Here is a 19,334-nt window from a genome sequence, read left to right on the forward strand (position 1 = left end):
TTCCGGTTGACGGCGCTGGGGGTAGGGGCTAGGCCTTTGCTGGAACGCGCGAATGGATGCTGGGAGTGGGAACGTGACGGACAGATTGGTGATCATCGGCGCGGGGCAGGCGGGCTTTGCGCTGGCCGCGAAACTGCGCGCGCTCAAGGATATGCGACCCATCACCATCATCGGAGCCGAAGATGCGCTGCCCTATCAGCGGCCGCCGCTCACGAAGAAATATCTGCTCGGCGAGATGACGTTCGATCGCCTGCTGTTCCGGCCGGAACACTGGTATGGCGACAACAATGTCGAGATCAGGCTTTCCACCTGGGCTGAGCAGATCGTGCGCGACAAGAAGCAGGTGCTGCTGCAGGACGGCTCTTCGCTCGACTACGGTACTCTGGCACTGACGACCGGATCGACGCCGCGCGCGCTGCCGGCGTCGATCGGCGGAGATCTCGAAGGCGTCTATGTGGCGCGCGATAAGCGCGATGCCGATTTGCTGGCCGATGAAATGCGCCCGGGTCGTCGTGTCCTTATCATCGGCGGAGGCTATATCGGACTAGAGGCAGCTGCCGTCGCCCGCCACCGTGGTCTCGAGGTCACGGTCATCGAGATGGCCGACCGAATCCTCCAGCGCGTCGCCGCCAAGGAGACGGCCGACATCATGCGCGTGATTCACGAAGCGCATGATGTCGTCATCCGAGAGAAGACCGGACTAAAACACCTTGTCGGCCATGATGGCAGGGTCATCGCCGCAGAGCTCTCAGACGGGTCTACAATCGAGGTCGATTTCGTGGTCGTCGGCATTGGCGTCGTCCCGAACGACCAGCTCGCCAAGGAGGCCGGTCTCGAGGTCGCCAACGGGATCATCGTGGACGAATTTGCCCGCACATCCGACCCCTCGATTTTTGCTGCCGGTGATTGCGCGGTCCTGCCGTGGCAAGGCGGGCGCATCCGTCTCGAATCGGTGCAGAACGCTGTCGACCAGGCGGAGGCCGTTGCCGCCATCATTGCGGGCGGCAACGAAGCATATGATCCCAGGCCCTGGTTCTGGTCTGATCAGTATGATGTGAAGCTGCAGATCGCCGGCTTCAATATGGGCTATGACGATACGGTCCTGCGCCCGGGAGCGCGCGACGGCGCGCACTCGATCTGGTATTTCAAGAACGGGTCGTTCATCGCCGTCGATGCGATCAATGACGCCAAGGCCTATGTCAGCGGCAAGAAGATGCTGGAAGCCGGGATCAATCCCGACAAGGCGATTATTGCCGATGCATCCGCCGATCTCAAACAGCTGTTGAACTGAGTAGCCCCAGCATCAGGTGAAAAAGCCGAAAAAGCGCTTGCGTCACCTGTCGAATGACTCTATCAGGCTCCCACCGGAGAGGTGGCCGAGTGGTCGAAGGCGCTCCCCTGCTAAGGGAGTATACGTCAAAAGCGTATCGAGGGTTCGAATCCCTTCCTCTCCGCCATCACATCACTTGTCCGGCCCGGAGACATAGGTAACAGATCGTCCCTAAGACATCGGTGACAACCTCGTGCCGAACGGGTTGTCGATGGTTTGCAAAGTCCTCTGCTCCAGGTCGATATATCCGAGATCATAGTGCATGAAGCTGACGAGCCAAATGCCGTCGTCGACTTCCTTGATGCCCAGTTTCTGGCCGGCCAGCACGGTCGAGATGTTGATCATCTTGCGATAGATGCAGATGCGGCCGCAATTGGTCACCAGCGCATCTCTGTCGTGGAACGGGTAGTCGATCTCGGGCAGTCCGTTATAGATCCGCGCTGATGTTGTGTAGATGTCTGCAGGGGCTCTCATATCCAGCGCCTCGTGCGGCCGTTCGGTATTGAATTCGCTGACGAATGCATCGAAGCGGGCCTGTTGCTGCAGGATGTTCCTGCCGGGTGGGCGCGTCGCCTCCCTTTTGAGTGTCAGGTGCATGCGCTCATGCCGGCCATTCTGTTGCGGATGGCCCGGCCTGATGCGCTCGAGGCCGATGCCGAGCCTCAGCCACCAGACCGACAGCTTCGACAGATTGTAGAGCCCGTTGGGGCTGGCGAACGGCAGGCCGTTGTCGCTACGGATCGCGCTTGGCAGGCCATGTTCGGCAAACTATCGGCGGAACGCCTCGAACACACCCACCTCCTTTGTCGATTCAAAGGCCTCGCAGGCGAGCAGGTAGCGTGACACCTGGTCGGTGACCGTCAATGGGTAACAGTATCGACCATCGCCGAGCTTGAACTCGCCCTTGAAGTCGGCGCACCACACGTCGTTCGGCGAAAGGGCCTGTGATAAGGCCGTTCCCTCTGCCCGATAACGCTGTCGCTGGCGGGCATGAGCGACCAGTCCGTGCCGGTCGAGAATGGCATGCACCGTGCTTTTGGCGGGCACACGCACGTCGCCGGCAAGCTTCCTGACAAGCAGTTCGCGAATCTTCCGCGCCCCCCAATGCGGCTTGTCCTTCTTGCAGGAGACGATCTTCGCCTCCACCGGTGCGGGCAACTGGTTGGCATAGCGCACTGGCCGCCCCGAGCGATCCGTCAACGCCTCCGGGCGGTTGAAGATCTTGTAGCCGGTCTTGTGCGAGATGCCGAACTCCCGGCACACGTCGCTCATGCCTTCGCCCTCAAGCCGGGCGACGAAACGTAGACGTTGCTCCATCACCGAAGTCTCTTTCCACGGCATCAACACCTCCCGCAAAAAGCGAAAAGTGTTACCGATGTCTTCTCTATTTGGCGTGTTGGGGTCAAGCGCTTACGAGCGTCTCCGGTTCTTCGGGGCATGACATCTTCCGCAGGTCCTCGCTTCTCTTCGGGATCGGCGTTTCGCCCTCCCAGCATGGGGTTAGGAGGTTGAGGCGGTTCAATCTCCGGTACGTGATTACCGCGTGATGCGATCGGCACAGACATGGGTTCGAACTTGCCTCATCCATCGTCCTGCGAAGGACGTCCTTCCGCCGGCTGGCGGAACTTTGTGTCTTTCTCCTTCCGGCCTGTTGTCAGCTCGCTGATGTGGGGGCTTCCCGCATCCAGCGGAATTCAGTGCCGTCGAGCCACATGCGATGCATGACGACCGCTAGGCGACGAGCGGGCGCGACTTTCGCTTTCGCCATGCCGCGCGGTTTGGCGATCTTCATCGCCCAGGCTTTCAGCCACGACCATTTCCTCACGCGCGTCAGCAGCTGGGCAGCCTCATAGAGCAAAGTGCGCATCGTGCCGTCCCCGCATAGCGATATGCAGCCGACGCGCTTGCTTTCCCCGGACTCGTGGAGCTTCGGCGTTAGTCCCAGGATCGATCCCACCGCCTTGGAGTTCTGAAGCGCTGCGGAATGTCGATTGTCGCGGTATAGGCGAGCGCCACCACGGGGCCGACACCAGGGATCGTCATCAGGCGCCGGCAGGTGGCATCATCCTTCACGACCGCCAGAGCTTGTCTGTGGAGGTGCGCAAATTCGGTACGCAGCTTCCCTCGGGCGGCAAGCAGTGGCTCCATGATTGCCGCGAGATCGGGCATGCCTTCGGTGAGCTCGCGAATGCGCTCTTCGAACTTCGCCGTGCCCACGGCGCCAACCTTCAGCCCAAAATGCGCAGAAGGCCGCGGATGTCGTTCTCGATGGCGATCGCCTTTTCCTGCAACAGCTTGCGGGCCGCCAAGAGCGCCCGCCGCTCTGGCTCGTCAGCGTCTTCACATGCACTGGGCGATACAGATTGACGCGCATCATCTGCGCGATGCCGCGCGCATCGTTGCGATCCGTCTTGTTGGGCTGCGCCTTCAGGAATGCCTTCACATGGCGTGTCTCGATGCAGATGACCGGCAATCCCGCCCTGGCCAGCCCCTCAAATAACCACTGCGACAAAGGTCCGGCTTCAAGTCCGATCCGCTCGACGTTCCAGGTCTGGCCCTTCAGCGCCGCAATGAGATCGTCAGGGTGGCTGACAACCTTCACCTCACGACAGATCTTGCCGGATTCGTCGATAATGCAAACGGCGGTCTCTTTCACCGAGACATCGAGGCCAATAAAGTGCTTCATGCTGCGCTTCCTTTCCTGATGCTCGTGGCTGTTTGGACAGACCACGTTCTATCATCAGCTCGAAGCGCAGCACCTCCCTGCATCACCGCAGAAGATGGGGCGCAAGCCGAATACCCATCTCCGGTACGAAACCTCAGGTCGGGCAAATTTGTTTCGACAATGACCACGCCCTCGAGGCACTGTCCCTTTCGTTTGGCGCCTACCACCCCTGCGCTTGGCGCTCCGAATCTCGCGTCAGCAGAATCGAATTGAGAATCATCCGTAGTCAGCGAAACTGATTCTGCTCCGATTGAGGCTGCAGCCTGAGGCGCCGCCAACTCCTTGTCATCTGCGTCTCCTATGAAAGACGGGAATCTGGCGAGAAACTGGTTCCAATGTGGCACAATCCACAGCCCCGCACCGCTGCCCGATGCCGGTAAATTCCCGCAGAATCAGGGGTTTCTTAACAAAGTATAAAGAAACGGCAGGGGCGCGTGCCGCATTTGTGACCTTTCAGCAACAGCGCATGGGGAAGGCTGTGACAAATACCCCAAACGGGCAAGTTGGTGATTGCGTGACAGTCCCGGTCTTGTATTTTCAACTTCGGAAGCGAGGGCGGTTGATCGTCCGACTTCTTGAAACATGGGGATGGGGCAGGGAACGCTGCTCTAACGGCGAAAAACCCAGACCCGATCGAAACTTTGAATTGGAGGTCAATATGAACATCAAGAGCCTTCTTCTCGGCTCCGCTGCTGCTCTCGCAGTAGTTTCCGGTGCTCAGGCTGCTGACGCTATCGTTGCTGCTGAGCCGGAACCGGTTGAATACGTCCGCGTCTGTGACGCTTACGGCACCGGCTACTTCTACATCCCGGGCACGGAAACCTGCCTGAAGATCGAAGGTTACATCCGTTTCCAGGTTAACGTTGGACCGGACCAGGCCGCTCCTGGCACGTCTGACTGGGATGCGGTTACCCGCGGTCAGGTTCAGTTCACGGCTAAGAGCGACACCGAGTATGGTCCGCTCACTGGCGTGATCGTTCTGCAGGCCAATGCCGATAACGCTACCTTCCAGGAAACGATCCTCGACTCGGCTTACCTCGACATCGCTGGCTTCCGCGCTGGTCTGTTCTACAGCTGGTGGGATGATGGTTTGTCTGGCGAAACCGACGTTCTGGCAAGCGGCTCGACGCTGCATAACTCGATCCGCTATCAGTATGAGAGCGGCGACTTCTACGCCGGCATCTCGGTTGACGAACTGGAAGACAGCATCCACGGCACTCGCAATGTTGCGAACGTTGACGGTTCGTTCGGTGAGGGCGAGACCGCCAACAACGTTGGTATCGCTCTCGGTATCGGTGGCAAGGCTGGTGCCTTCAGCTACCAGGTCATCGGTGGCTATGACACCGACACCGAAGATGGCGCGATCCGCGCCATGGGTACGGTTGCTATTGGTCCGGGCACGCTTGGCCTCGCAGCGGCTTGGGCATCTGGCCCGAACGCCTACTACGAAGAATCCGAATGGACGATCGCAGCTGAGTACGCCATCCAGGCGACCGACAAGCTGAAGATCACCCCCGGCGTTCAGTGGTTCGACAACTACCGCAATGGCAGCTACGGCGGTGGCGGCGTGACGAACACGACCGACTTCACCAGCGACGACGCTTGGAAGGTCGGCCTGACGGTTGACTACCAGATCGTAGAAAACTTCTACGCCAAGGCTTCGGTTCAGTACCTCGACGGTGACAACCTCGACGACGTCACGACCGGCTACTTCCGCCTGCAGCGTGCATTCTAATCTGATCTGACTTTGGTCAATCAGGGGAGCCCGGCTTTCGAGCCGGGCTTTTTTGTTTGCGGGACATTGCACGAGCGGGCTTCCTTGGAGCAGGCCCTACGCTTCCGCAGGGAAGCGCCTGATACGCTGGAACACTGGCTCCAGATGCAGCAGCGGTGCGTGTCCCTGCCCAGGAGCCTCCACTATCACGAGTGATGGATACCGAGCTTTCATCTCCGCAACCGTCTTGTCCGAGAGAAGATCGGAATGCTCTCCTCTGACGACCATCAGTGGTTCTGCAGCCAATCCATCGTAATACGGCCAGAGATCGGGTAGCGGCTGGTCGAAATCAATCATCTGCACCTGGGCGGCAATGGCGGGATCGAAATCGGCGACGGGCATGCCATCGACGTCGCGATAGATCGCCGTCGCCATCTCCTGCCAGTCATGCTCATCAAGGGCTGGGAAATACCGGCCATGGCAGGCCTTGAGGAACGCGACCGCTTCCGGCCAGTCGCGCGGCGGCGCGGCGGAATTGAGATAATCGCGAATCCGCTTCAGGCCTTCCGCCTCAATCTTCGGCCCAATGTCGTTGAGAATGGCACCGGCGATCAAGTCCGGCCTCATTTGCGCCAGCAGATGAAGAATCAGCCCACCGCGCGACGTGCCGATGAAGATGGCGCGATCAATTGCGAAATGCTGGCAGGCCGAGATGACATCCCGCGTTTCGACGCCGAGAGTGTAGTTGGCCTTGTCGGCATCCCAGTCGGAGTGGCCGCGTCCGCGAGAATCGAGGGTGATGACACGTCTCGGCGTCGCCGGCTCGGTCGACAGCAACAGTGCCAGCTGGTGAAAGTCGCGCGAATTCCGCGTCAATCCCGGCAGGCAGATGACCGGCAGCCGGTTCGCACGCTCGGGACCACCATAGTCTCGCGCATATAAAGTGAGTCCATCCTCAGTGAGGTAGGTTATCGCCCGGAATCGATCATCTCTTGCCGTGTCCACGCTCATCGTCCTCGTTGTGCAGAGGACAGATTAGCGAGGCCGGCAATATTCGCAAATCGCGATCAGGAGGAGCGGCCGTCGGTCAGGTCGCGGACGATGTCGCTCGGCTGGCCAAGCCGGGCCTTGTAGACTTCGTAGTTCTCCATCACGCGCTGCACATAATTGCGCGTTTCGGGGAAGGGGATCCGCTCGATCCAGTCGACGATGGCATCGATCGACTGTCCGCGTGGATCGCCATAGCGACCGATCCACTCTGGTACTCGCTTCGGACCCGCATTGTAGGCAATGAAGGTCATGATGTAGGAGCCGCCGAAAGCGTCGATCTGTTCGCCGAGATAATGCGCCCCGAGCGTCGCATTGTAGCCGGCGTCTGCCGTCAGCCGGTCCTTGGAATAGGCAATGTTGTGGCGCTTGGCGACGGCCTTTGCCGTTCCCGGCAAGATTTGCAGCAGCCCGCGGGCATCTGCAGCTGAAACGGCGGCCGGATTGAAAGCACTTTCCTGGCGGGCAATCGCGTAAGCAAGTGCCTTGCCGGAGCCGGAGATGTTGGCATTCGTCGGAATAACACCAAGCGGAAACGCCAGCGCCGCGACGTCGACGCCGCGGGAGTAGGCTATCTTGCCGACCTGCAGCGACAGATGGTGGTCGTCTGAACGCTCCGCCTGCGCACTTAAAACCGCAAGTTCGCCGGGGCTCTGCAGTTGCTCGGCGAGCGCCAGGTACAGGCCCTTGGCCCGCCAGCCATGGCCGGCTGCATCGAGACGGGCAATGGCCTGTACCGCTTCACGCGACAGATAGCGCTGGCGGTCGGCCTGGGTCGGCGATGGATAGCTCACATTCAATGTCTTGCGGCCAAGCTTGTCGCTGGCGAGCTGCCCATAGAAGGTCGTCGGATAGCTGGCGGCCTTCGCGTAGAATTCGGACGCCTTTCCAGGTCCGCCGGCCTCGGCAGATCGTCCCATCCAGTACCAGGCGCGCGATACGGAAATCGGTCCATTGGAAAAGTCGAGAATCTTGCGGAAATGCGCCTGCGCCGCTGCCGGATCCTGCAGGCCGCGCAGGGCATACCAGCCCGCGTGGAACTCGGCCTCGACGATGTCGGTCGGCGTCGCTGCGGCATAGCTGGCAACGATCCTGTAGGCGGCCTTGAAATCTCCCTGGTCGACCAGGCCTCGGCTGACGATCCGCTGCTCGTTCCACCACTCGCCTGCATTGACCAGTTCGTCCCGATTGCGAGGCGCCTGCTGCAGCAGCTTGGCGGCATCCGCATATTTGTCCTGTTTTCGGAGGTATTCAATGCGTGCAAAGAGGTAGCCGGCATCGCCCTTCCACTTGCCATCGACTGTGGCAAGAAGTGCGCCGGCATTGGACGCCTTGCTCATCACGGCAGCCCAGGCCTTGTAGAGCGACTGGGCCTGACCCATGTCGCCAAAGCGCTTGGCCTGCACCGCGTGATTGCGATACATCAGGTAGTCCATTCGCGCCTTGTGATCGGCCGGTGTGAGCAGACGGGAAAACTCCGCCAGAATCTTGTCTTCGGTCGGCTTATCCAGCGTCTCGCCACACCAGACCTTGCGAATGTATTTCGCGGCCTGGCTCTGCTTGCCGGTCGCGACGAGTGCACGGGAAAGGATTATCGCGCCCGAAGTCGTCTCCGGCCCTGTCTGCCCGAAGGCCGCCAAGACCGCGGTCGGGCCAGGGTTTTCATCGTAAAGAGCGCGTTCGGAGTAAGCCCGTAGTTTCGCGAGCCCTGGCCATCCCTGCAATTCCTGCGCCGCTGCCGCAATCTCCGTCGAGGGAATGCCCTTCTGCCCGGAGACAGCAATCGCCCATGTCAGAATGTGCCGGTCCAGTGTCCCGCGTCCCATCCGGTCGCGGATGGAAAGCGCCTGCAGGGGATCGTTGTCCGAAAGCGCATCCAGGCCGGACTTCAAATCGCTGTTGAGGGGTGCAATTGCCTGCCCGCGCGGAATCGAGCCGGTGACGATCGATTCCGGCATTGTCGTCTGCGGCACAAAACCGATCGGCTTTACATCGGGAACCGGGGTGTCCTCGTTCGGAAGCGAAGACGCGGCGCTGCTCCACGCAGCGGCGGTAAAGCCGAGGGCGGACAGGATCAGGACTGCTTTCTTCATGGGACACTCACAACGAAAACACGCCCGTCCATTTGGCGGGAGCCATCTTAACGAAAGCTTACCAAAGTCAGTAAACTTCGTTCACATTTGCTAGCGGAATTTGCCCTAAACCGATCCATGCGCGCTTGTCGCGGCGATTTCGCCGCACTATGGTGCCCCACCAATATTCAAGGAATGCGGCCGAAGCGTGAATTCGGCCATGAGGAGTTCTGCATGTTTCAGGGATCCATTCCCGCTCTCGTCACTCCCTTCACTGATGCTGGACAAGTGGATGAGGCCTCGTTCGCGGCCCATGTCGACTGGCAGATCAAGGAAGGCAGCAGCGGTCTCGTTCCGGTCGGTACGACCGGCGAATCTCCGACGCTGTCGCATGCCGAGCACAAACGGGTGGTGGAACTCTGCATCGAAGCCGCAGCCAAGCGCGCACCCGTGATGGCCGGCGCCGGTTCGAACAATACGCGTGAAGCGATCGAACTTGCTCAGCACGCCGCGAAGGCCGGGGCGGATGCCATCCTTGTCGTCACGCCCTACTACAACAAGCCGACGCAGAAGGGATTGATCGCGCATTTTTCGGCAATCGCCGATGCCGTAAAGCTGCCGATCTATATCTACAACATCCCTGGCCGCTCGGTGATCGACATGACGCCGGAAACGATGGGAGCGCTTGCCAAGGCCCACTCGAACATTGTGGGCGTCAAGGATGCAACCGGCAAGATCGAGCGCGTGTCCGAGCAGCGCCTGACTTGCGGCAAGGAGTTCAGGCAGCTGTCTGGCGAGGATGCGACCGCGCTCGGCTTCAATGCCCATGGTGGTGTCGGCTGCGTCTCGGTGACGGCCAACGTGGCGCCGCGGCTTTGCGCGGAGTTCCAGGCTGCGACACTTGCCGGTGACTACGCGAAAGCGTTGGAATATCAGGATCGCCTGATGCCGCTGCACAAGGCAATCTTCCTGGAGCCCGGTCTCTGCGGGGCAAAGTATGGCCTGGCAAAGCTCGGGCGGATGAGCCGCAACTGCCGTTCGCCGCTGGTTTCGACACTGGAACCTGCCACGGAAACGGCAATCGATGCCGCGATGCGCCATGCCGGCTTGCTGAACTAGGACACGCCACGAGCCTGCCTTCACAGGCGGGCGATGTTCCCTTACATAGAAGGCAAGAGAAAAGGGCGCGGCAGTCGCGCCCTCAAGTATTTGGAATGTGTGTCATGGCCCCCAAAGGCAGCGAGCGCGTGGTCAAGAAGATCGTTGCGGAAAACCGCAAGGCGCGCTTCAACTATGAGATCATCGATACCTACGAAGCCGGATTGGTGCTCAAGGGCACCGAGGTCAAGTCGCTGCGCGAGGGTAAGGCCAATATCGCGGAATCCTATGCCTCTGATGAGGATGGCGAGATCTGGCTGATCAACTCCTACTTGCCCGAATATCTGCAGGCAAACCGCTTCAACCATGAGCCGCGCCGGCGCCGCAAGCTCCTCCTCTCGGGGCGCGAGATCAATCGCCTGCGGGCGGGGATCAATCGCGAAGGGATGACCTTGGTCCCGTTGAAGATCTATTTCAACGATCGCGGTCGCGCAAAGATAGAACTGGCGCTCGCCAAGGGTAAGAAGCTGCACGACAAGCGCGAGTCGGAGAAGGAGCGCGATTGGAATAGGCAGAAAAGCCGTCTTCTCAAGGACAACGGCTAGTCAACATCCGGGCCGGCATTTCTACCGGGACGTAATGGCACTCCATTGATCGGCTTAAGCTTCCAGATCGGTGGGCGTCGCGGTTTCGGTCGGCCGCGGTGGTCGCTCCGAGGGATCCCGCCCGATTTCGCTCTTCAAGGACAGAAGGTCTATGAAATGATCGGCCTGGCGACGCAGGTCGTCGGCAATCATCGGAGGTTGCGTTGCCATCGTTGAGATGACCGAGACCTTTCGGCCCTTGCGCTGGAGTGCCTCCACAAGCGTCGTGAAGTCTCCGTCGCCGGAGAATATGACGAGATGGTCGACGGTTTCCGATTGCTCCATGGCGTCGATCGCAAGCTCGATGTCCATGTTGCCCTTGATCTTTCGGCGGCCCATCGAATCCGTGAATTCCTTCGCCGGCTTCGTCACGACCTTGTAGCCGTTGTAGTCCAGCCAATCGATCAGCGGGCGAATGGAAGAGTACTCCTGATCTTCGATCAGCGCCGTGTAGTAGTAGGCGCGCAAGAGATAGCCGCGTTTCTGAAACGCCTTCAACAGCTTGCGGTAGTCGATATCGAAACCAAGACTTTTGGACGCAGCGTAGAGATTGGCGCCATCGATAAAAAGAGCAATTTTTTCGCGTGGATCAAACATCGCGTACCAATCCAATGTGAGCAATCTTGATGCTTCCGTCAAAATCCAAGAAAACAATGGGTTATGCGGTCGCTTGGAACAATTCTTACTTTATGAACTATTCATATAAGAAAGATTTAGGGCACGATTCGCGATATTCCAAGCAACTTTTGGTGGAAATCCGCTTTCCGTTCCAAAATTCGCCGTCTTCGCCGGTTGGGGCTTCGCGCAATGAAAACTTGAATTTGTCCGGTTTTAATTGTATCGGGCGTGTTAACCCCGAGATCACGACCGTAAAGGACAGGCAATGGCCCGTGTCACCGTAGAAGACTGCATTGATAAAGTTGAGAACCGCTTCGAGCTGGTTCTGCTTGCCAGCCACCGTGCCCGGCTGATTTCCCAGGGCGCCTCGATCACCATCGATCGTGACAACGACAAGAACCCGGTTGTGGCTCTTCGCGAGATCGCCGACGAGACGCTTTCTCCGGACGATCTCAAGGAAGATTTGATCCACTCGCTGCAGAAGCACGTCGAAATCGACGAGCCCGAGCCCGATCCGGCGAGCCTCATTGCAGCTGGCGGCGTCGCTGCGGCTGATAGCGAAGAGCAAGAGGATCTTCCCGAAACGATCACCTTCGACCAGATGTCGGAAGAAGAGCTTCTGGCTGGCATCGAAGGCCTCGTGCCGCCGGAAAAGAGCGACGATTACTAATCGTCAACCTTGCGCCGTTATTGCTTCGGCATATTATTGCATATCATGTGCGCCAATCCGTGATTGGCGCGCTTTTCTTTTTTAATGGAGTGGTTTCGGGATGATGCGGCAGTACGAGCTCGTGGAGCGGGTTCAGAAATATAAGCCCGACGCCAACGAAGCCCTGCTGAACAAAGCCTATGTCTATGCGATGCAAAAGCATGGACAACAAAAGCGTGCCAGCGGCGATCCCTACATCTCGCATCCGCTGGAAGTTGCCGCGATCCTGACCGACATGCACCTCGACGAGTCGACGATCGCCGTCGCGCTGCTTCACGACACCATTGAGGACACGACGGCGACGCGCGCCGAGATCGATGAACTCTTCGGCGAGGACATCGGTCGGCTGGTTGAGGGACTGACGAAGATCAAGAAGCTCGATCTCGTCACCAAGAAGGCCAAGCAGGCCGAAAACCTGCGCAAATTGCTGCTCGCCATCTCAGACGACGTGCGTGTGCTGCTCGTCAAGCTTGCAGACCGTCTGCACAACATGCGAACGCTGGATCACATGTCACCGGAAAAGCGTGCGCGCATTTCCGAGGAGACCATGGATATTTATGCGCCGCTTGCCGGACGCATGGGCATGCAGGACATGCGCGAGGAGCTGGAAGACCTCTCCTTCCGCCACATCAACCCGGAGGCCTACGAGACCGTCACCGGGCGGCTCGAGGAGCTTTCGAAGCGCAACGAAGGTCTGGTCAAGAAGATCGAGACCGAATTGGGCGATCTGCTCGTTGCGAACGGGCTGAATAGCGCGATCGTCAAGGGACGCCAGAAGAAGCCTTACTCCGTGTTCCGCAAGATGCAGTCGAAGTCGCTGTCCTTCGAGCAGCTTTCAGACGTCTACGGCTTCCGCATCATCGTCGATGATATTCCGGCTTGCTACCGGGCTCTCGGTATCGTTCACACCCGCTGGCGCGTGGTTCCCGGGCGCTTCAAGGACTATATCTCGACGCCGAAGCAGAATGACTACCGTTCGCTGCACACGACGATCGTCGGCCCGTCCAGCCAGCGCATCGAGCTTCAGATCCGCACCAAGCGGATGCACGAGATCGCTGAGTTCGGTATCGCCGCCCACACGCTCTATAAGGATGCCGCTTCGACCTCTGACAACGATATCCTGTCGCGTGAGTCCAACGCCTATTCATGGCTGCGACACACGATCGAGGCGCTTGCCGAAGGAGACAGCCCGGAGGAATTCCTGGAGCATACAAAGCTCGAGCTGTTCCAGGATCAGGTCTTCTGCTTCACGCCCAAGGGCAAACTGATCGCGCTTCCGCGAGGCGCGACCCCGATCGACTTTGCCTATGCGGTTCACACCAATATCGGCGACACGACAGTCGGTGCCAAGATCAACGGTCGTATCATGCCGCTCGTGACCCGGCTGGCAAATGGCGATGAGGTCGAGATCATTCGCTCCGGCGTGCAGGTGCCGCCTGCGGCCTGGGAAGAGATTGTCGTGACGGGCAAGGCGAGGGCCGCGATCCGCCGCGCCACCCGATTGGCCATCCGCAAGCAATATGCCGGCCTCGGCCATCGCATTCTGGAGCGCACCTTCGAGCGGGCCGGCAAGATCTTCTCGCGCGAAGCGATGAAGCCCGCGCTCCATCGGCTAGGGCAGAAGGATGTCGAAGACGCCATCGCCGCTGTCGGTCGTGGCGAAATGTCGTCGCTCGATGTGTTGCGCGCCGTTTATCCGGACCATCTGGAAGAACGCGTGACGGCCAAGCCGAGCGGTGACGACGGTTGGTTCAATGTTCGCAGTGCCTCCGGCATGATCTTCAAGATACCGGGCAAGGCGAAGTCGGGTGTCGACGGCGCGGCCGCAGACCTCAAAGCCGATATCGGTATGGATACGATGCCCATCCGCGGCATTTCGAGCAATGTCGATGTGCAGTTTGCGCCGACAGGCGCCGTCCCCGGTGACCGCATCGTCGGGATCATGAATACGACGGAGAAGGGCAACGGCATTACGATCTACCCGATCCAGTCGCCGACGCTGCAGCGTTTCGATGATCAGCCGGACCGATGGATCGATGTTCGCTGGGATCTCGATGAGGCCAACAAGTCGCGATTCATGGCGCGGATCATGGTCAATGCCTTGAACGAGCCCGGTACGTTGGCAAAACTCGCACAGACCGTTGCAGGTGTCGACGTCAATATCCGCGTGTTCAATACGGTGCGCGTCGCAACCGACTTCACCGAAATGACGCTTGATGTTGAGGTGTGGGACCTTCGGCAGTTGAATCAGCTGCTTGCTCAAATGAAGGATCTGGAATGCGTCGCGACGGTCCGCCGGCTCTACGAGTAGGCCGACAGAGCCGGTTGGCGAGCCATCTGCACATTTTGTGATCGTTTCGTGACGAAAATCGCACTGATATAAGGCTAGATATGCGTGCTGCGCATGGCTGCGCTTATGATAGAGCGTTGGTAATTGCTGCCGTGAGCGCCTATCTTCCAGTCATCAGGAAACGAACAGAAGATGAGGCAAAGAAATGTTTACACCGATCAAGAAGATCGCCCGCGCACTGCGCGCACCGACTGCTGAAGAACGCGAAATGGCTTACCTGAACGGCTCGTTTGACCGTATCGATCTTGAATATCGTCAGCGTCAGGTTGATCGCGGTCTGTTCCGCATTCGCTAATATCGGATCTATACTTGAAGAATAGAAGGGGCGTATTGCATATCACGCCCCTGGTGAGTGTTGCAGACTGCAGCAAGCAAATAGTGACTGAGATGGTTTGACGCTCTTGTCACGCCGGTGCGGGTTGCACTACATACGCGCCATGTTGTTCCGACGTCGAAAACCTGCTGGATTTCGTGAGAAAGTGCGTGAGGTGCTTTGGCCTCGCAAGGGATTCTTGCGGCCGCTCCGCTATTTCACGATGCGTGTTCTGCGCTTGACGGCGTCGCCGCACGCCGTCGCCATGGGCGTGGCCGCAGGGATTTTTGTGTCCTGGACGCCCTTTATCGGCGTTCATTTCGTTATGGCCTTCGTGCTCAGCTATCTCTTCTCCGGCAATATGGTCGCCGCCGCGCTTGGTTGCGCGGCTTTTGGCAATCCGCTGACCTATCCCTTTATCTGGGGGGCGACCTGGGAGATCGGTCACCTGCTGCTCGCTCGTCAGGATACGATGCAGGGGCACGCGATCGATCTTGGTGCTTTATTCCATGAGTTGCATTTCTCCGAACTCTGGCGCCCCGTTCTCGAGCCGATGCTTATCGGCTCCATCCCGCCGGCGCTTCTGACTTCCGTCATCGTCTACTTCGGAACCTTCTACGCCGTGAAGGGCTTCCAGACGCGCCGCCGCGAGCGTCTGATGGAGCGTGCCCGCATGCGGCTGCTAGACGCAGTACAGGAAACCGTATGATTATCGGCATCGGCAGCGATCTCATCGACATCAGGCGTGTCGAGAAATCCCTCGAACGCTTTGGCGAGCGCTTCACCAATCGCTGCTTCACCGAGGTCGAGCGGGCGAAGTCCGACCGGCGTGCCAACCGTGCGGCCTCCTATGCCAAACGCTTTGCGGCCAAGGAGGCCTGCTCCAAGGCCCTTGGGACAGGCATGGCGCAAGGTGTTTTCTGGAAGGATCTCGGCGTCGTGAACCTGCCGAGTGGCAAGCCGACGATGAAGCTGACGGGCGGGGCGGCCGAGATGCTGCAGTCGATGCTGCCGGCGGGCCACAGGGCTGCCATTCATTTGACGATAACCGATGATTACCCCTTGGCCCAAGCCTTCGTCATCATAGAGGCCATCCCGGAAAGTGCCTGATCAGCGACGTAGAGTCGCTTTTAATGTTGGCGCCATTGCCGCAATCGGCCGAAGCCGCTAGAGAGAAGCAAACAAGAGTTGCGCCCTTGACGGTGCATTGAAGGAATAAGACTGCGTGTCCGAAAAAGTCGAAACCAAGCCGAACGCCCTTTGGGAAAACATCAAGGTCATCGCCCAGGCGCTGATTTTGGCGATGGTTATCCGAACCGTGTTTTTTCAGCCGTTCACCATTCCCTCCGGCTCGATGATGCCGACTTTGCTTGTGGGCGACTACATCTTCGTCAACAAGTTCGCCTATGGCTATTCGAAGTACTCGCTGCCTTTCTCGCCGAACCTGTTCAGCGGCCGTATCTTCGCGAGTGAGCCGAAGCGCGGTGACATCGTTGTCTTCCGTTTCCCGCCGAATCCCGATGTCGATTACATCAAGCGGCTGGTCGGTCTTTCCGGCGACCACATTCAGGTCACGGAAGGCGTTCTCTACGTGAACGGCAAGCCGGTTCCGAAAGTGCCGGATGGCACGTTCAATTCCGACTACGCGCAGGATCCGGGCCAGGACGTGCCGGTTTTCCGCGAGACCCTGGATAGCGGCGTCAGCTACGATACACTGGACCAGTCCCCGGTTTCCCGTGGCGACAACACGCGCGAGTTCATCGTTCCCGAAGGTCACTACTTCATGATGGGCGATAATCGCGACAATTCGCTCGACAGCCGCTTCGATGTCGGCTTCGTGCCTGCGGAGAACCTGGTCGGCCGCGCCAGCGTCATCTTCTTCTCACTCGGCAACGACACCTCGTTCCGCGAGATCTGGAAGTGGCCGACGAACATGCGTTGGGATCGTCTTTTCAAGGGCGTTGAATGAGTAAGGCGCAGACGCTCTCGGCGGCGGATCGGACAAGGCTTGAAGCCCTGATCGGTCACGAGTTCGCCGAGAAAGAGCGGCTGGATCGGGCGTTGACGCATGCCAGTGCCCGCACGCAAAAAGGCGGCAACTACGAGCGGCTGGAGTTTCTTGGCGACAGGGTGCTTGGCCTCTGCGTCGCGGAACTGCTCTTCCGCACGTTCGGCGCGGCGACAGAGGGCGAACTTTCGGTGCGTCTCAATCAGCTCGTCAGCGCCGATACCTGTGCGGAAGTCGCCGATGAGCTCGGCCTGCACCTCTTCATTCGCACCGGCGCCGACGTCAAGAAGCTGACTGGCAAGCGCATGATGAATGTGCGCGCTGATGTGGTCGAAAGCCTCATCGCCGCGATCTACCTCGACGGCGGTCTGGAAGTTGCCCGCCGGTTTATCCTGAAATTCTGGGAGAAGCGGGCAGCACGCGCCGACGGCGCGAGGCGCGACGCGAAGACCGAGTTACAGGAATGGTCACATGCCAAATTCGGCATCACGCCGATCTACCGGGTTGAAGAACGCACCGGACCGGATCATGATCCGCGCTTCACGGTGACGGTGGAGGTCGCCGGTGTTCAGCCCGAAACGGGCATTGAGCGCTCAAAGCGGGCTGCCGAGCAGGTCGCAGCCACACGAATGCTGGAACGCGAAGGCATTTGGCAGAAATCCTCTGCCGGAAACTGACGGGATAAATGACGGAAGAACAAGATATGGCGGATGACGCCCCTGAAACTGCGGGCGCGACACGATCGGGCTTCGTCGCTCTGATCGGGGCGACCAACGCCGGCAAGTCGACGCTGGTCAACCGCCTGGTCGGCGCCAAGGTCTCCATCGTCAGCCATAAGGTGCAGACGACGCGCGCCATCGTGCGCGGCATCGCGATCCACGACAATGCGCAAGTCGTGTTCATGGATACGCCTGGTATTTTCAAGCCGCGTCGGCGGCTCGACCGCGCCATGGTCACATCGGCCTGGGGCGGCGCCAAGGATGCCGACCTGATCATGTTGCTGATCGACAGCGAACGCGGTCTGCGCGGTGATGCGGAAGCCATCCTTGAGGGCCTCAAGGAGGTGCATCAGCCGAAAATCCTCGTCTTGAACAAGATCGACCGCGTCAAACGCGAAGATCTGCTGGCGCTCTCGGCAGCCGCCAACGAGAAGATTGACTTCACTCATACCTTCATGATCTCGGCCGAGAATGGTTCCGGTTGCGACGACGTCATGGATTATCTGGCAAAGACGCTACCCGAGGGACCTTGGTACTATCCCGAAGATCAGATTTCCGATCTGCCGATGCGCCAGCTTGCGGCGGAGATTACCCGCGAGAAGCTGTTCCTGCGGCTGCATCAGGAGCTTCCCTATTCATCGCATGTCGAGACTGAGAAGTGGGAAGAGCGCAAGGACGGCTCGGTCCGGATCGAGCAGGTGATCTACGTCGAACGCGACAGCCAGAAGAAAATCGCGCTCGGCAAGGGCGGCGAAACCATCAAGGCGATCTCGTCGGCCTCCCGACGGGAGCTCTCCGAAATCCTCGAACAGCCGGTCCATCTTTTCCTGTTCGTGAAGGTTCGCGAAAACTGGGGCGATGACCCCGAGCGCTTCCGCGAAATGGGGCTGGATTTTCCGAAGTAGGGCCGACCCTTCTACAGCTTTGTTTCTATAGTAAAAATTGCCTCCGTGTGGAACAACCCTCGGGGTTCGGGTGTTCCTATGTGAAGCGCGCCAAATCCGGCGGCGCTCTTCCTTTGAGCACAAGGGCCTGTATGGTGACCCAGCGCCCCACTTCCTCGTTCAAAACGCCGTGCGAGCGCTGTCCGTTGCGTGCGATCGCGACGTTCAGGGAGTTCAGCAGCGAAGAGCTCGAATTCGTTTCGAAGTTCAAGAGAGGCGAGCTGGCCGTGGATGCCGGTGCCACGATCCTCGTCGAGGGCGCACATAGTGCGCACCTGTTCACCGTTCTTTCCGGCTGGGGCTTCCGCTACAAGGCACTGGAGGACGGGCGCCGGCAAATCCTGAACTATGTAATGCCCGGTGATCTAATCGGTCTTCAGGGAACGATCATGGGGGAAATGCAGCATTCCGTCGAAGCGTTGTCGCCTGTGTCTCTTTGCGTCTTCGAGCGCGACAAGCTGATGACCCTCTATAGCAAGCATGCGTCTCTGGCCTTCGACATCACCTGGATTGCTGCCCAAGAGGAACGCATCCTTGACGAACACCTGTTGAGCATTGGCCGTCGGACGGCGCTCGAACGGGCCGCCTACCTCATCGCCTTTCTATTTGAGCGCGGGAGGGTGTTGAAGCTCTTCAACGGCCATCCGTCGATTCCGATCACGCAGCAGCATGTGGCCGATACGTTGGGGCTTTCGATTGTTCATACCAACAAGACATTGAAAAAACTCGCCAATCGTAACCTCATCCGCTGGCAGGAGCGTGCCTGCGAGGTGCTCGATGGCGAAGGCCTGATGGCTGCTGCTGGCTGGGAGGGGCTCGGAGAGAAAGTCCGTCCCTTCATATGATACGCGTCGCCGGTATGTCTTTTCTAAATGCGCATCACGCGAAGGGGACCTAAGATCCTCCGTGCCACCTTTCTTCCTGCTTTGCTTTTTATCGACGCGAAACGAAAAAGCGGCTATGCAAGCTAAGCGGTAAATGGTTGTCGGCCAATGAGCCATGGGGCGTCAGAGGTAGAAATCCGGGAAATGCAATGCCGAGCG

Annotated in this window: 16 protein-coding genes, 1 tRNA gene and 2 pseudogenes; 14 read left to right on the forward strand and 5 right to left on the reverse strand. The window is 59.1% G+C overall.

Annotation, left to right across the window (positions count from 1 at the left end; all coding sequences use genetic code 11):
- The first annotated feature begins 73 nt into the window (after window positions 1–73).
- Window positions 74–1,291: an NAD(P)/FAD-dependent oxidoreductase gene (locus WGT02_RS07545; protein ID WP_024313705.1), complete on the forward strand. Its 1,218-nt coding sequence runs from the start codon at window positions 74–76 to the stop codon at window positions 1,289–1,291.
- 75 nt (window positions 1,292–1,366) lie between these two features.
- A tRNA-Ser gene (locus WGT02_RS07550) sits at window positions 1,367–1,457 on the forward strand.
- Window positions 1,458–1,501: 44 nt separating this feature from the next.
- Here the strand turns inward: WGT02_RS07550 and WGT02_RS07555 are convergent.
- Window positions 1,502–2,671, reverse strand: a pseudogene (locus tag WGT02_RS07555) (integrase core domain-containing protein).
- A gap of 313 nt (window positions 2,672–2,984) precedes the next feature.
- A pseudogene (locus WGT02_RS07560) lies at window positions 2,985–4,016 on the reverse strand (IS110 family transposase).
- 697 nt (window positions 4,017–4,713) lie between these two features.
- On the opposite strand from WGT02_RS07560, the gene WGT02_RS07565 reads away from it, so the two are divergent.
- On the forward strand, window positions 4,714–5,790 hold the full coding sequence (locus WGT02_RS07565; RefSeq protein WP_208248486.1) for a porin: 1,077 nt from the start codon (window positions 4,714–4,716) through the stop codon (window positions 5,788–5,790).
- Window positions 5,791–5,886: 96 nt separating this feature from the next.
- Here WGT02_RS07565 and WGT02_RS07570 read toward each other — a convergent pair whose 3' ends face one another.
- Window positions 5,887–6,774 (reverse strand): alpha/beta fold hydrolase, encoded by an 888-nt coding sequence (locus WGT02_RS07570; protein ID WP_225039587.1) that lies wholly within the window; start codon window positions 6,772–6,774, stop codon window positions 5,887–5,889.
- Window positions 6,775–6,836: 62 nt separating this feature from the next.
- Entirely contained in the window at window positions 6,837–8,909 is a 2,073-nt protein-coding gene (locus WGT02_RS07575; RefSeq protein WP_208248480.1) for a transglycosylase SLT domain-containing protein, read from the reverse strand.
- Window positions 8,910–9,122: 213 nt separating this feature from the next.
- On the opposite strand from WGT02_RS07575, the gene dapA reads away from it, so the two are divergent.
- Both dapA and smpB read left to right on the forward strand, forming a co-directional pair.
- On the forward strand, window positions 9,123–10,007 hold the full coding sequence (gene dapA / locus WGT02_RS07580) for a 4-hydroxy-tetrahydrodipicolinate synthase (protein ID WP_208248477.1): 885 nt from the start codon (window positions 9,123–9,125) through the stop codon (window positions 10,005–10,007).
- 104 nt (window positions 10,008–10,111) lie between these two features.
- Entirely contained in the window at window positions 10,112–10,591 is a 480-nt protein-coding gene (gene smpB, locus WGT02_RS07585) for an SsrA-binding protein SmpB (protein ID WP_024313697.1), read from the forward strand.
- A 54-nt stretch (window positions 10,592–10,645) separates the two neighbouring features.
- Here smpB and WGT02_RS07590 read toward each other — a convergent pair whose 3' ends face one another.
- The gene (locus tag WGT02_RS07590) at window positions 10,646–11,227 is read right to left on the reverse strand and encodes an NYN domain-containing protein (RefSeq protein ID WP_024313696.1); all 582 of its coding nucleotides are present in this window, start codon (window positions 11,225–11,227) and stop codon (window positions 10,646–10,648) included.
- 286 nt (window positions 11,228–11,513) lie between these two features.
- Here WGT02_RS07590 and rpoZ point away from each other — a divergent pair, with 286 nt between their 5' ends.
- The 9 genes from rpoZ (at window position 11,514) to WGT02_RS07635 (ending at window position 19,136) form a co-directional block, all read left to right on the forward strand.
- On the forward strand, window positions 11,514–11,918 hold the full coding sequence (gene rpoZ, locus WGT02_RS07595; RefSeq protein ID WP_016553376.1) for a DNA-directed RNA polymerase subunit omega: 405 nt from the start codon (window positions 11,514–11,516) through the stop codon (window positions 11,916–11,918).
- Between the two features lie 100 nt (window positions 11,919–12,018).
- A complete protein-coding gene (locus WGT02_RS07600) occupies window positions 12,019–14,268 on the forward strand; it encodes a bifunctional (p)ppGpp synthetase/guanosine-3',5'-bis(diphosphate) 3'-pyrophosphohydrolase (RefSeq protein ID WP_024313695.1) in 2,250 nt (749 codons plus the stop codon).
- Between the two features lie 184 nt (window positions 14,269–14,452).
- Window positions 14,453–14,602, forward strand: a complete 150-nt coding sequence (locus tag WGT02_RS07605) for a DUF3563 family protein (RefSeq protein WP_065814341.1) — start codon at window positions 14,453–14,455, stop codon at window positions 14,600–14,602.
- 142 nt (window positions 14,603–14,744) lie between these two features.
- The gene (locus WGT02_RS07610) at window positions 14,745–15,329 is read left to right on the forward strand and encodes a DUF2062 domain-containing protein (RefSeq protein ID WP_024313694.1); all 585 of its coding nucleotides are present in this window, start codon (window positions 14,745–14,747) and stop codon (window positions 15,327–15,329) included.
- Window positions 15,326–15,730: a holo-ACP synthase gene (gene acpS, locus WGT02_RS07615; protein ID WP_024313693.1), complete on the forward strand. Its 405-nt coding sequence runs from the start codon at window positions 15,326–15,328 to the stop codon at window positions 15,728–15,730. The genes WGT02_RS07610 and acpS overlap by 4 nt, the downstream gene beginning before the upstream one ends.
- Window positions 15,731–15,845: 115 nt before the next feature.
- A complete protein-coding gene (gene lepB, locus WGT02_RS07620) occupies window positions 15,846–16,589 on the forward strand; it encodes a signal peptidase I (RefSeq protein WP_208248475.1) in 744 nt (247 codons plus the stop codon).
- Complete coding sequence (gene rnc, locus WGT02_RS07625; protein ID WP_024313691.1) at window positions 16,586–17,305, forward strand: ribonuclease III; 720 nt, start codon at window positions 16,586–16,588, stop codon at window positions 17,303–17,305. Before lepB ends, rnc begins: the two co-directional genes overlap by 4 nt.
- Window positions 17,306–17,313: 8 nt before the next feature.
- Window positions 17,314–18,252 carry a GTPase Era gene (gene era / locus WGT02_RS07630; protein ID WP_208248470.1) on the forward strand — a complete coding sequence of 313 codons (939 nt, stop codon included), beginning with the start codon at window positions 17,314–17,316 and terminating at the stop codon, window positions 18,250–18,252.
- Window positions 18,253–18,383: 131 nt separating this feature from the next.
- On the forward strand, window positions 18,384–19,136 hold the full coding sequence (locus WGT02_RS07635; RefSeq protein WP_024313689.1) for a Crp/Fnr family transcriptional regulator: 753 nt from the start codon (window positions 18,384–18,386) through the stop codon (window positions 19,134–19,136).
- The last annotated feature ends 198 nt before the right edge of the window (window positions 19,137–19,334 follow it).

Source organism: Rhizobium sp. T1470 (assembly GCF_042140505.1).
Classification (GTDB): Bacteria; Pseudomonadota; Alphaproteobacteria; order Rhizobiales; family Rhizobiaceae; genus Rhizobium; species Rhizobium favelukesii.